We start from the raw sequence: 12,274 nt of genomic DNA, 5'->3' as shown, positions 1-12,274 counted from the left end.
AGAGGGATGAAGGATGAGGGATGAAGGATGAAATTAGAATCATTGATTGAGAGGAACAGTGAGCGATCGCTCAGGCTCAGCATCAATATGGCTCACTGATGCATTTACTTCTGTTCTTCAGTAACAACCAGAGAAGCGACGTAGTTAACTAGCTTGTCGAGTAGTAATCCCACCACGCCGACATAGACGAGGGCGAGAATGATTTCGCTGATGCGAGAACTGTTCCAGGCATCCCAGATAAAAAAGCCGATGCCAACGCCACCCGTAAGCATCTCAGCCGCTACGATCGCGAGCCAAGAGAGACCAATCCCAATCTTGAGCCCCGTGAAGATGTAGGGCACCGTGGCAGGAAAGAGAATCTTGAAGAAGTACTTTTGCTTGGAGAGACGTAGGACTTTAGCAACGTTGTTGTAATCTTGGGGAATTTGCTTCACGCCCACCGCTGTATTGATCAAGATCGGCCAGATGGCAGTGATGAAGATAACAAAGATTGCGGAGGGGTTAGCTTGACGAAACGCCGCCAGGGAGATGGGCAACCAAGCCAGAGGAGGAACGGTACGCAGTACCTGAAAGAGGGGATCTAAGGCCCGAAACATCAGCTTATTGGTGCCAATCAAAATTCCCAAAGCCACTCCGACAATAGCGGCGAGAGAGTAACCGATCGCAACTCGCTTGAGGCTGGCAAAGATCTGGAGGGCTAAGCCTTTATCAGTATCACCGTTATCGAAAAAGGGATCAATAATCAGCTCCCAGGTTTCGGAGATAACAGTGGTGGGTGCTGGGAGTGGAGCTTGAGGACCTGAGCAAAGGATTTGCCAAATCACTAAAAAGATCAAAATTGCGACCACAGGGGGAATCACATTGATTGCCTGCTTCCGTAGCTGAGACAGCAAGTTGGCAGGGAAAGAATTAATGGCGTTACTACTCGATCTAGCTGTCATGCTCTCTTGTTCCTCGTCGGGTCGCAGGTGAGAAGGGAAGGGTAGGAGCTTAGGCAATCAAGCCCCTACAGGCTAAGAATGGGACTTAAACTTCGACTTTTTTGATTTGCAAACTCTTCAGGTAAGCTTCTGGATTCTCTGGGTCAAACTTGACGCCATCAAAGAAGGTTTCCACACCACGAGAGGTGCTAGCCGGAATCATGGCTGTTTGACCGATCGCTTTGGCAGCTTCTTTCCAGAGGTCTTCGCGGTTCACCGCATCCACTAGTTTCTTGGTGTCTGTATCTGGCTCAAAGTAGCCCCAGCGGATATCCTCAGTGAGGAACCACTGGTCATGGCTCTTGTAGGGATAGGAAGCGTTATCAGCCCAGAACTTCATTAAGTGGGGGCTATTTTCAACGACTCGACGACCATCGCCATAGTCAAAACGGCCTTTAGCTCGTTCTACAATGTCTTTGGCAGGAACCTTAAACCACTCTCGCTGCGAGAGAATGTCACACATTTCGTCTTTGTTGCCTGCTTCATCGCACCAAATTTGGGCTTCTTGAACTGCCATCAGCAGGGCTTTTGCTGCTTTGGGGTTTTTATCGACCCACTCAGCCCGCATCGCAAAGGCTTTTTCAGGGTGATTGTTCCACAACTCTCCTGTGGTGAAAGCGGTGTAGCCCAATCCTTGGTTCACCAACTGAGCATTCCAAGGTTCACCGACACAGAAGGCTTCCATGTTGTTGACTTTCATATTGGCAACCATTTGTGGGGGAGGTACCACAATGGTGGAAGCATCCTGATCTGGATTCAACCCACCTGCGGCGAGCCAATAGCGCATCCATAGATCATGAGTGCCACCTGGGAAAGTCACAGCGCACTTAGTCTCTTTTCCGGCTGACTTAGCCTTGGCAAAAGCGTCTTTGAGCGAATTGCTCTTGACATCAACATTGAGATCTTTGTAAGCGTTGGCGACTGAAATGCACTGACCATTCACGTTTAAGCGAGCAAGAATGTACATCGGTACTTTCTTGCCGTCAGTTACCTTACCTGTGGAGATCAAGTAAGGCATAGGACTTAAAATATGGGCTCCGTCGATGCCGCCACCCTCAGAACCCAGGACGATGTTGTCGCGAGTAGCGGCCCAAGAGGCTTGCTTAGCTACAGAAACATCTTTCATACCATATTTCGCAAACAGCCCCTTTTCCTTGGCAATAATCAGGGGAGCAGCATCGGTCAGAGCAATGAAACCCAGCTTGGCCGTGGTGACTTCTGGCGTGTCGGCAGCTGAGACATTCACCGCAGGAGTGGCATTAGAGGCAGTTCCAGCAGTATCGGTCGAGCTAGAGGACGTACAGCCGTGGGCGAGTAAGGTACCTGCGGCGGTAACTCCTGCTGTCAAGATGAATTTCCGTCTCGAAAACTTCGTCATCCTCGTTCACCAATACTCAAGTTATAAGTTGTAAAAATGTTTGGGGCAGCGTTGGTAGCTTTCTATACCAGCCGCTGCAATTACCCTATCTGCATTGCTAAAGACAAACTGTTACCCATGAGCAAATCTGAAACTTTTATGCAGATTTTGTAGTTCTTGTCTGTAGCAAAACATACGGGTCGATCGCTGAGCTGTAATGACCTGTACTGGGTCGTGCTGATAGCCGCCGTCTAAGCTAGGTTTGAGTTCCACAAAAATTGCGATCGCAGTCTTATGAGCAAAACTCAAACCTAGTTGCAGAGTCAATGAGGTGAGCCAGCAAGGTAGCTCAATGAGGATCGTCACCGGACGTTAGGCATCAATTACAACTTTGCCAATCGGATGAGCAATACAGGTGAGAATCCAACCTTCGGCTTGCTCAGAGGCATCCAAGCCATCCGGTTCGCCCTCATATTGCACTTGGCCTTCCAGCAATCTTTGCTTGCAAGTGCCACAGGTACCCGCCTGACAACTGCTATCTAGCTCTACCCCTGCCTGAGTCGCCACATCTAGCAAGGTATCTGCTTCAGTGCAAGCAACTTCTTTACCAGATTTAGCAAAGCTAGCGATCGCGGCTTGAGCAGGAGGAGCCGAGGGAGTAGGAATTTCCACGGCCACAGGTTGATAGGCGGATGTCGCAGTGCTATTGACAGCAGCAACAGGGCTAGGAACTACCTCCTCTTCTACAGAAAATTGAATTTGAGCAGAAGTTTTCAGTGGAGTTGTGCGAATTTGAGCACCAAAGTTTTGGATTAGGAGATCGATAAGAACTGGTTTGAGGTCTTCGCAAGGAATGGATTTCTGTACGCAGGTACCCAAAACGGCATGTTTGCCCACCTTGCCACCCATATAGAGGTCTACACCTTCTACCGTTTTGCCATCTTTGCGAACTTTGGTGCCCATGAGACCAATATCAGCCACTTGGGGTTGACCACAGGAGTTGGGGCAACCTGTCCAGTGAATTCGCACCGATTTCGGCAAAGCGAGTTCCTCATCGAGTTCGCGAATCAAGGCAGCAGCGCGGTTCTTGGTTTCAATCAGGGCAAAGTTGCAGAACTGAGACCCAGTGCAGGAAACCAGCGATCGCGACAGAGGCGCAGGATCAGCGGTAAAGCGTTGTAGCAGAGGCTCTTTCAGGAAGGGGCCTAAGCGAGAATCAGGAATATTGGGAACAATCACATTTTGCTCAACACTGAGGCGAACCTCCCCACTGCCATAGACTTCAGCCAGACGAGCTAAGTCAAACAGGTCTTGGGCATAGAGACGGCCTACTGGAACATGTAGCCCTACATAGTTCAGTCCGGGTTGCTTCTGGGCATGAATGCCAACATGATCGCGCTTATCCCAAACAATCTCATCCTTGGCGGCGGCAGTTTGGAGCGGATGCCCCATTTGTTGCTCAACTTCAGAGCGGAACTTGTCGAGACCCCACTCATCAATCAGCCACATCAAGCGCGCTTTCTGGCGATTGGCCCGCAGACCGTGATTGCGATAGACCAAGAGAATCGCTTCACACAGAGCCACCACATCGCGGGGGTCAACCCAGACATTCATGGGGATTGCTGCTTCACAGCGCTTGGCGGAGAAGAAGCCACCCACTAAAACATTGAAGCCTAGGTTGTTGTTTTTGTAGGCGGGGACAAAGGCGATGTCGTTGATTTCGGCGTGGACTGAGTTGTCGCGACAGCCCGCGATCGCAATATTGAATTTCCGGGGCAGGTTAGTAAAAGAGGGATTGCCTTCACCGTTGTTGGTGATCATGTCCTGCACTTTACGGACGATGCCGCGAGTGTCAATCAACTCGTCTGCATCAATGCCTGCGACGGGAGAGCCTGTAATGTTGCGAACGTTATCCATCCCTGACTGAACACTGGTGAGGCCCGCTTCCTCGAAGCGACGGAAGATATCGGGTAAGTCTTCGATGCGGATGCCGCGTAACTGAATATTCTGCCGAGTGGTGATGTCACCCGTACCATCTTCACCATAGCGTTGTAGCACTTCTCCCAGAACCCGTACTTGGCCACTGGTGAGGATGCCGTTGGGAATCCGCATCCGCAACATAAACTTGCCAGGAGTGACAGGTCGGAAGAATACACCCAACCATTTGAGGCGGTAGTCGCGATCGGTTTCATCCATCGCTTCCCAGCCAATTTGAGCAAAGCGATCGAGTTCTTTTTTAACCTCTAAACCGTCTTTTTCAGCTTTGAGTTTCTCAAATTTATTGCTTCCAGTCGCTGGATTGGTTGCTGCGGTTGTCATGAATCTACCCGTGTCACTGTTGGCTTTAAGCAAGGTTTGAATTCGGATGAATTCAATGCAATTTGCCGTTTAATGTTTCTTACCAGCTAAGGTTATGAGCACTCAGCTAGAGAATTCGTATCTATAGTTACAAAATGTTTCTATATATGAAACACTTGCATGTAAGTCATGCTGTTTTGACATAGTTTGTTGAATCACACAAAGCTAAAAATACATTTGATTTTGCAGCGAAAGATACAAAAAACCTGATTATTTGGTGCTGCTTCAAAAAATAAAAGCCTATCCAAATAGTCTGGATAAGCTCTTTAACTAGGAGAATGAGTTTGCTTAAGCAAATTAATAAGTTGTTTTCTCTCTAGGTTCTGTTTCCCAAGTTTCAAAACTAGGCATTGATTCCAACTTTTTAGTTTTTCTGGTTTTACGGGATGGGCGATCGCTCCCTACATACCAGTAAGAGGCTCCAACGAGGCAAGCGCCACCAACCCAGTTACCCAGAGAGACAGGGATCAGGTTTTTGGCGTATCCGATCCAAGAAATTTGCGCCGGATCATGAGGAATAAATAGACCTAATCCCATCAGGGTCATGTTGGCGACGCTGTGTTCAAACCCTGCCCCCACAAAGGCAAACAGACACCAGAAGATCAGCACCAACTTCGCGATATCCTCTTTGGTCTTAGCGGCCATCCAAATGGCTAAACAAACCAAAATATTGCAAAGGATGCCGCGAAAGAATAGCTCCATAAAGGGAGCCTGCATTTTTCCAGCTACAGCTTCTAAGACGAAATTCTTGATCGGTCCTTTAGCCAAAAGCCCGGACTGAACCAAGAGCAGGGCTAGCAGCAGAGAGCCAGCCAAGTTACCAATAAAGCTGATTCCCAAAACCTTCCAAGTGTCTTTCCAGGTGACTTGTTTAGCAAGGCTAGCAATTGCCATGAACATATGATTGCCAGTGAATAGTTCAGACCCAGCAAAAATAACTAATGACAAAGCGACCGCAAACGAAGCTCCCATTAAGGCTTTAACCGCAGGTGATCCAGCCGCATGCAAGGGTGCGCCAATGGAAAAAACCAGCATCACTCCAAAGCCAACATAAACACCTGCCATTACAGATAGAACTAAGAATTTAGGCAAGCTGTTTTCAACCAGTTCTGCTTTGGTGCGGGCAGCACTAATAATAGTCGCGATCGCTTCTTTCGTCATAATCAAGTCCCTTTAAAGCTGCTTTGAGCCAGGAAATTTAATTTCAAATCGAAATCTTTGACTTTGAATTTGAAAATGTATCTCTGACCACAAAATCTATAGTTTATGTAACTTCTGCATAGAAATAAAATTTGTATCTTTAACTACAAAATTCGCCAATCAATGCAATTACTGCATGAATTTCATGCTTACAAAAAGTCGTTCTCTATACAGTTTTTTGAGGATTTGCATCATTCAAGACAATTTGAAAGAAACTAACTTGAGCTAAAAACGCAATTCCTTTGAGAAAAATTACTTATTTTTCTGATTAATTTATGCAGTTCTTGTATTAACTCAACGAATGCAAAAAAGCAATTAACTATACAAAAGCTGCATAATCCTGGCGCAATCTATACTGTTCACAAAACATGGTCAGGTAGATTTTTTAGACAAGCAGGAGGCTGAAAACCCGTGTGATCGGTAATGGGGAACTGATTTAGAGCCTTATGCGACAATTGAACGAGCAGAACTTCTATAGACTAAATAATGGATCGTCGTACTTTCTTAACTTGGGTTGGCGTTGGTGGAATTGCCAGTTCTTTGCCAGTGGCGATCGCCGCCTGCTCTGACAAAACGACTACAAACGAAACGGCGTCGAATTCTACAGCTCCTTCAGCAAGTTCGGCTCGCTCGGATGGCTTCCAACCCGTGGGAGCACTAAACTCGAAGGGTGAATTGGCCGTCCCAAAGTTTGCCTCCGGGCCTTTATTAGTAGTACGAAACCCTGCTAGTCCTGAGAGCCTAGTCGCCGTTAATCCTACCTGTACCCATAAGGCTTGTCCGGTAACCTGGCAGGCGGATCAACAAGTTTTCTTCTGTGCTTGCCACGATTCCAAGTTCGCCACCGATGGCAAAGCATTGCAAGGGCCAGCTACAGAGCCGCTTAAAACCTATGAGGCGAAGCTAGAAGGGAGTACGGTTTTGGTAAAAATCTAAGCACCAGCTATTTGCTGATTATTTTCTGATGTTAAAGGTTTTAGAAGAAGCGCAGGCTGCGGCCCTGCAAGCCAATTGGCCGCTACTCAATCAGTATTTGCAACAAGTTCCTGAAGCCCTAAAAACTGCTTCTAGCGCTGATTCTAATGCTGCTTCTAGGGCTGAAATAGATCAGCAGACAGTCATAGGTTTGCAACAAGTGCTGGATTTGGCGATCGCGGCTCTCTCTAACGGAGACTTTCAATCGCGGTGGGACATCGCCAAACTGTTTCCCACCTTAGCCACAGCAGTCAACCAGGCTGGACAAAGTGAAGATTGGATCACTGCGCCTTTGATCGAAATTGTGCAAGATGATGCAGCCGATGTAGAACTGCGTTGGTTTGCAGTAAGAATCTTGGGCCAGTTTAATCAGCCTGTAGTAATTAAGACTTTGGTGCAACTACTGCAAGATGCTGAGGATACTGAAGCGGAAGAGTTGAGTGAAATCGCTGCAACTACCTTGGCAAGTTTTGGCCCAACCGCGATCGCAGCTTTAACAGAGCTACTAGCCGATGAGCAATCCAGAGTGTTAGCAGTGCAAGCCTTAGCCCAGATCCGCAGCCGTGAAACCATTGCTCCCTTATGCAGCGTGGTGAACGATTCTCAAGTAGAAGTGCGATCGGCTGCGATTGAGGCGTTGAGTAGTTTTCATGACCCCCAGATTGCGCCGATTTTGGTCAATGCTCTCAATGATGTGGCAGCTACAGTCAGACGAGAGGCTGTGTCGGGCTTGGCTTTACGAGCAGATTTAGCCCCCGATCTGGATGTAGTTGCACTCCTGCGCGATCGCCTATGGGATTTTAATCTGGCAGTGTGCCAACAAGCAGCAACTTCCCTGGGGCGGTTAGGGAGTCCCACAGCGGCAGCAGCTTTATGGCAAGTGTTGCAATCTGCGGCCACTCCTGTCACCCTCCAGTTAGAAGTGGTGCGAGCTTTAGGTTGGATGAATCACTCTGACGCACTGGACTACTTACGCCAAGCATTGCAGCTAGGATCTGACGAAGTGTATCAAGCTGTGCTCACGGCACTAGGTCGAGTGGAACTGCCTGAGTTGAAACCGCAAGCCGCCGAAATTTTATTGGCAGCGCTGGACAGCCAACACCCCGCTGTGCAACAACCCCACACGAAACAAGCGATCGCGCTAGGTTTAGGGCAATTGGGAGAAATTGCTGCTGTGGAACCGCTGATTCAACTGTTAGCCACGCCGGATATGGGTGTGCAGCTCCATGCGATCGCCGCCTTGAAGCAACTTGCTCCTGAACAAGCCCATCAACACCTGCAAGCTTTGTCGGCAGATGCAGAAACTCCACCGAAATTGAAGCAGGGAGTGGCGATCGCTTTGCAAGAGTGGCAAGTGAATAGAATTATTGGCGAAAATTGACATAAAAAATCAGCAGAATTTCAAGAACTCTGCTGAAGCGAAATTTCAACCTAATTGATCAAGCCTAGTTTGGTGATGAACTAGGCTTGATCAATTACCCTTTTCGCCTGATCTTTCATATCTTCTACCGTGTGCATCGCGGCGGACTGCTGCTGCTTAATTTGACCTTCGGCTTGGTCTTTAGGATCGCCCGTAATGTTGCCCACTGCTTCTTGAACTTTGCCTTCAATGTTTTTAGCAACTGCTTCGGCTCTATCTTCAATACTCATAGTGTTAAGCTCCTTAGTTAAAAATATTCCTATCCAAACCGAGCTTAGCAATTTATGTCAGAACCCAGCATCTCTCTGGTGGCACATCTAACTCAAAGCTGCTAAATCACTAGGAGTATTGCAGTTAAAGAGCATTGACTTATCAGGATCTGGAATCGCATGCACTTCATTGCGGTCTAGCCAACGTTGGAACGATCGCCCACCTCGGCTAATAAAAGCATTCAAGAGCGGTAAGCAACTCCGGCGATAAAACCCACACAAGGGGTCCCAGCCTTTAGCATGGTGAGGGACAAAGGCGATCGCAGACTCCGGAACGCTGTCTAGTTGTTGTGCCCAGTCTTGTAAGACCTCAGCTCTGAGCCGGGGGAGATCACAGGCTAACAATAAGGCCCAATCTGCTTTAACTTGCACCAAACCTTGAGCAAATCCCACTAAAGGGCCTTGAGGCTGAATATCTGGATGCAAAGGTCGTTCTTGCACTAGGCGACAGGAAGGAGGTAGCAACTCCCAGTAACGCTGTGGCCAAGGCGTCACCACATAGATGTCACGGGTACACTTGGAGGCAACATCACACACATGGCGCAGCAGAGGCACACCATGCACCGGAATCAGGGCTTTATCCTGACCCATCCGAGAGCTTTGACCGCCAGCGAGGATAATTGCAGCGAGTGACATAACTTTAAGTATTAATTATTGAGCTGTTAATTATTGGTTTCAATATTCGCCTTGCCATCAACGGGTGGTGCCTTGACGTGAACCACTAAACTACCATCTGAAGCAGTTTCAATCTTTTGCACCTTGGAATCGGGCCTCACCTTAACCACAATGCGTTGCATATAGCAATCCTAAATGGATTGGAAACAGGAGGTGGAGACGAAGCCCCCACGCAAGGGTTTTACCCCTGCACCCCATTGAAGAATCAAAAAGGATTGCTATATAGCTATTAGGCTCCCAATAAACCTAGGTTAACGTCACCTGACCTAGGAATGATTGACGGAGAGCAATTGACGATTGAGGAACATCATAAATTCTTCGATGGTGGAGAGGTCTTGCAGTTCCAGGTAGTCGTCAATCCCCACCCCTAAGTGTTGCTCAAAATCTTCGCAAAGGGTGAAATGCCAGTCAAACCAGCAAACCAGGGTTAAGCGTAAGTCTTCCTCTAGGCGATCGCTGGGCAACATTCTGGCCGCTTGTAAACCAGAATATTTCTCTAGATGGAAGTAGACAAACTTCGCAACAGACGGTGAAACTTGGCGTGATTGCCAAAAAGACTGGTACCACTCATCTACCCCTAAAGCAGGGCGATCGCGCAGCCACCGATTTACCCCCCGCCGAGTTTTTAGATCTGGGCTGAGGTCACCATACGTTCGCCAACTAAGCCATAAATTCTTGAGCCTTTGCCACATGCTCTACAAGCTACCAACCTGGGACTCACCGAAGCTTTTCCCAGTATTCCCACTTCCTCCGTAATCTCTCAGAACTGTGCTTAATTGCTCAGCCGCTTACCAGTTACCAGTAGCTGCTCAAACTCATGTGCTGGAACAGGGCGACTAAAGAAATATCCTTGCATTTCATCACAAGCTTGCTGCTGCAAAAAAGCTAACTCTGAACTGGTTTCGACGCCTTCCGCAATCACCTTCAGTTCCAGATCATGAGCCATCTGAATCATGGCAGTGGTAATGGCTGCATTTTTAGAGTCACAGCTAATGTTTTGAACAAAGCAGCGATCGATTTTCAGGGTGTCAAAGGAGAATTGCTTTAGATAACTTAAGGAAGAATACCCAGTGCCAAAGTCATCAATCGCAATCTGAATCCCCAAATCTTTGAGCTGATCCAACCTATGAACCGTGGCATCAGTGTTTTGCATAATCACCCCTTCCGTTAGCTCTAGCTCTAGATACTGCGGGTCTAGCTGAGTTTGGTGCAAAATTTGGGTGACTCGTTCGATCAGATTAGTTTGGTGAAATTGCAACCCTGACAAGTTAACCGCAACCTGCAACGGAGGAAACTCGGCTAGCTGCCACTGCCTGACCTGAGTGCATGCAGTTGTGATCACCCATTCATCTAAGGGCACGATCAACCCTGTTTCTTCCGCCAAAGGAATAAACTCGGCAGGTGAGACGAAGCCTTGAGTGGGAGAAAACCAGCGAATCAACGCTTCCGCTCCAACAATTTCCCCAGTCGTTAAGCTCACCTTGGGTTGGTAGTAAACCTGAAACTCTAAGCGTTCCAAAGCATGCCGGAGGTTCGCTTCTAGCAGCAGTTGATTGAGCGAGCCAAGATTCATGCTTGCCGCATAAAACTCGTAGTGGTTGCCTCCTTGTTTTTGAGCGCTCTGCATAGCTGCATCGGCCTGCTTAATCAGAGCGTCAATGCTATCGGCATTTTCGGCATAGAGAGAAATACCGATACTTGTACTCACAAAGACTTCTTGCCCCTCTAGAACAAAAGGCAGAGATAGCCGCTCTAGAATCTCTTGAGCAATATCTGCTACTGCTTGTTTTTGCTGAGTGTTAGGTAAAAGCACAACGAATTGTTCTGTGCTCAGGCGAATGACTGTGTCTGTGGGTTGTACACACTCTAGAATTCGGGTCGCCACTGTTTGGATCAAGAGATCCCCCAGTAAGTAGCCTAAAGTATCGTTGATGCGGTTAAACCGGTTTAGATGTACCAGTAGAACTGGCACTATGGGTTCGGGTTGGGTCGTTTGGGCGAGAATGACGCTAAATCGTTCTCGGAGAGCTAAGCGGTTAGACAAACCTGTGAGGCTATCATGCCGGATTAGCTGGTTCAGCTGTTCTTGGGCCTGGTTGAGAGCCGTCGTGTACTGCTGAGTCACTCTTGCTTGTTTTTGCAACCGTGCAGCGATCGCGTCTAGCAGCTCATCAGCAGTACAGGGTTTGGTCAAATAGTCATCAGCTCCCAAGTTCATACCTTGGCGGAGGTCAGTTTTGTCAGCTTTGGCCGTCAAGAAGATAAACGGAATTGCAGCAGTGAGCGGATCTGCCCGCAGAGCGGTCAACACTCCATAGCCATCCAGCTCTGGCATCATGACATCGCAGAGAACCAAGTCTGGTAGATGCTTCTGGGCCAGTTGTACGCCAAGCAAACCATTTTCTGCCCCAATGACATCAAACTCTTCGACTTCTAATAGCTCTAAGATATTTTCCCGAACTGGTTGATCATCCTCGATTACAAGAATTTTCGCCATGATATTGAACAACTGCCAAGCTAAGTAAAAATTCTGAGACTGGTTTGAGTTTGGAAACCTACTAATTCGACCAAATTATTCCTCAAAAAATAATTAAACTGTTATTTCAGGCCGTCATAATCCTTTTACATAATGTCAGTAGATAGCCTGAGTGGCATCCTAAGCAATACAGAGGTTGGCAGTGCTGATTAATCGCTGAATACTTACGTAGTATGGCTTTAAAAAATTCAACTATCAATTGAAACTGATTTATACATCAGACTTCTCGATGATTCGCCTTAAGTAAACTCTATGATTTTGGCACTGTCAGATCATTGATTGCTAACAGTTATCAATCGAGCGGATAAACAAAAAACATTGATATTTAATTAGTAGTTAAATACCTTCAAGAACTAAATTAATTATTGACTGGCTTGATCATTAGCTACTTGATCATTAGCTAACAGTGAGTGGCAGTTTTCCGCTAACTTTAACCTAACTTCAACCTTTAGAGGTTTTGCTGCTATTTAAGTCAAAAAAAAAGCGATCGCTGGGGTTACCAGC

At 47.4% G+C, this 12,274-nt stretch carries 12 protein-coding genes; 2 read left to right on the top strand and 10 right to left on the bottom strand.

Annotated features, from left to right (window positions below; all coding sequences use genetic code 11):
* Positions 1-104: 104 nt before the first annotated feature.
* The 5 genes from ntrB to KME12_16105 all read right to left on the bottom strand — a co-directional run bounded on the left by ntrB (position 105) and on the right by KME12_16105 (position 5,862).
* The gene (ntrB, locus tag KME12_16125; protein ID MBW4489317.1) at positions 105-941 is read right to left on the bottom strand and encodes a nitrate ABC transporter permease; all 837 of its coding nucleotides are present in this window, start codon (positions 939-941) and stop codon (positions 105-107) included.
* A gap of 85 nt (positions 942-1,026) precedes the next feature.
* Positions 1,027-2,358, bottom strand: a complete 1,332-nt coding sequence (locus KME12_16120) for an ABC transporter substrate-binding protein (GenBank protein MBW4489316.1) — start codon at positions 2,356-2,358, stop codon at positions 1,027-1,029.
* A gap of 111 nt (positions 2,359-2,469) precedes the next feature.
* Positions 2,470-2,703: a hypothetical protein gene (locus KME12_16115; protein MBW4489315.1), complete on the bottom strand. Its 234-nt coding sequence runs from the start codon at positions 2,701-2,703 to the stop codon at positions 2,470-2,472.
* Between the two features lie 6 nt (positions 2,704-2,709).
* Complete coding sequence (locus tag KME12_16110; GenBank protein ID MBW4489314.1) at positions 2,710-4,656, bottom strand: ferredoxin--nitrite reductase; 1,947 nt, start codon at positions 4,654-4,656, stop codon at positions 2,710-2,712.
* A 336-nt stretch (positions 4,657-4,992) separates the two neighbouring features.
* Positions 4,993-5,862, bottom strand: coding sequence for a formate/nitrite transporter family protein (locus tag KME12_16105; protein ID MBW4489313.1), 870 nt, complete (start codon positions 5,860-5,862; stop codon positions 4,993-4,995).
* Positions 5,863-6,381: 519 nt separating this feature from the next.
* Here KME12_16105 and KME12_16100 point away from each other — a divergent pair.
* On the top strand, positions 6,382-6,831 hold the full coding sequence (locus KME12_16100) for a ubiquinol-cytochrome c reductase iron-sulfur subunit (protein ID MBW4489312.1): 450 nt from the start codon (positions 6,382-6,384) through the stop codon (positions 6,829-6,831).
* 28 nt (positions 6,832-6,859) lie between these two features.
* Positions 6,860-8,251, top strand: coding sequence for a HEAT repeat domain-containing protein (locus KME12_16095; protein ID MBW4489311.1), 1,392 nt, complete (start codon positions 6,860-6,862; stop codon positions 8,249-8,251).
* A gap of 80 nt (positions 8,252-8,331) precedes the next feature.
* On the opposite strand, the gene KME12_16090 is transcribed toward KME12_16095, so the two are convergent.
* From KME12_16090 to KME12_16070, 5 genes are all read right to left on the bottom strand, one after another.
* A complete protein-coding gene (locus tag KME12_16090) occupies positions 8,332-8,520 on the bottom strand; it encodes a CsbD family protein (protein MBW4489310.1) in 189 nt (62 codons plus the stop codon).
* 87 nt (positions 8,521-8,607) lie between these two features.
* On the bottom strand, positions 8,608-9,195 hold the full coding sequence (locus KME12_16085) for a molybdenum cofactor guanylyltransferase (GenBank protein ID MBW4489309.1): 588 nt from the start codon (positions 9,193-9,195) through the stop codon (positions 8,608-8,610).
* Between the two features lie 26 nt (positions 9,196-9,221).
* The gene (locus KME12_16080; protein MBW4489308.1) at positions 9,222-9,356 is read right to left on the bottom strand and encodes a DUF167 domain-containing protein; all 135 of its coding nucleotides are present in this window, start codon (positions 9,354-9,356) and stop codon (positions 9,222-9,224) included.
* A gap of 144 nt (positions 9,357-9,500) precedes the next feature.
* The gene (locus tag KME12_16075) at positions 9,501-9,926 is read right to left on the bottom strand and encodes a hypothetical protein (protein MBW4489307.1); all 426 of its coding nucleotides are present in this window, start codon (positions 9,924-9,926) and stop codon (positions 9,501-9,503) included.
* Positions 9,927-10,006: 80 nt separating this feature from the next.
* The gene (locus KME12_16070) at positions 10,007-11,731 is read right to left on the bottom strand and encodes an EAL domain-containing protein (GenBank protein MBW4489306.1); all 1,725 of its coding nucleotides are present in this window, start codon (positions 11,729-11,731) and stop codon (positions 10,007-10,009) included.
* Between the last annotated feature and the right edge of the window lie 543 nt (positions 11,732-12,274).

The sequence above is a fragment of the Trichocoleus desertorum ATA4-8-CV12 genome, from assembly GCA_019358975.1.
Lineage (GTDB): Bacteria > Cyanobacteriota > Cyanobacteriia > FACHB-46 > FACHB-46 > Trichocoleus > Trichocoleus desertorum_A.
This window is presented reverse-complemented; position numbering and strand designations above follow the sequence as displayed.

Excerpts from the sequence above, each read along its gene's own strand:
- KME12_16095 (MBW4489311.1), top strand. The coding sequence starts at position 6,860 with ATGTTAAAGGTTTTAGAAGAAGCGCAGGCTGCGGCCCTGCAAGCCAAT.
- KME12_16120 (MBW4489316.1), bottom strand. The coding sequence starts at position 2,358 with ATGACGAAGTTTTCGAGACGGAAATTCATCTTGACAGCAGGAGTTACC.
- KME12_16070 (MBW4489306.1), bottom strand. The coding sequence starts at position 11,731 with ATGGCGAAAATTCTTGTAATCGAGGATGATCAACCAGTTCGGGAAAAT.
- KME12_16085 (MBW4489309.1), bottom strand. The coding sequence starts at position 9,195 with ATGTCACTCGCTGCAATTATCCTCGCTGGCGGTCAAAGCTCTCGGATG.
- KME12_16100 (MBW4489312.1), top strand. The coding sequence starts at position 6,382 with ATGGATCGTCGTACTTTCTTAACTTGGGTTGGCGTTGGTGGAATTGCC.
- ntrB (MBW4489317.1), bottom strand. The coding sequence starts at position 941 with ATGACAGCTAGATCGAGTAGTAACGCCATTAATTCTTTCCCTGCCAAC.
- KME12_16110 (MBW4489314.1), bottom strand. The coding sequence starts at position 4,656 with ATGACAACCGCAGCAACCAATCCAGCGACTGGAAGCAATAAATTTGAG.
- KME12_16075 (MBW4489307.1), bottom strand. The coding sequence starts at position 9,926 with ATGTGGCAAAGGCTCAAGAATTTATGGCTTAGTTGGCGAACGTATGGT.
- KME12_16080 (MBW4489308.1), bottom strand. The coding sequence starts at position 9,356 with ATGCAACGCATTGTGGTTAAGGTGAGGCCCGATTCCAAGGTGCAAAAG.
- KME12_16090 (MBW4489310.1), bottom strand. The coding sequence starts at position 8,520 with ATGAGTATTGAAGATAGAGCCGAAGCAGTTGCTAAAAACATTGAAGGC.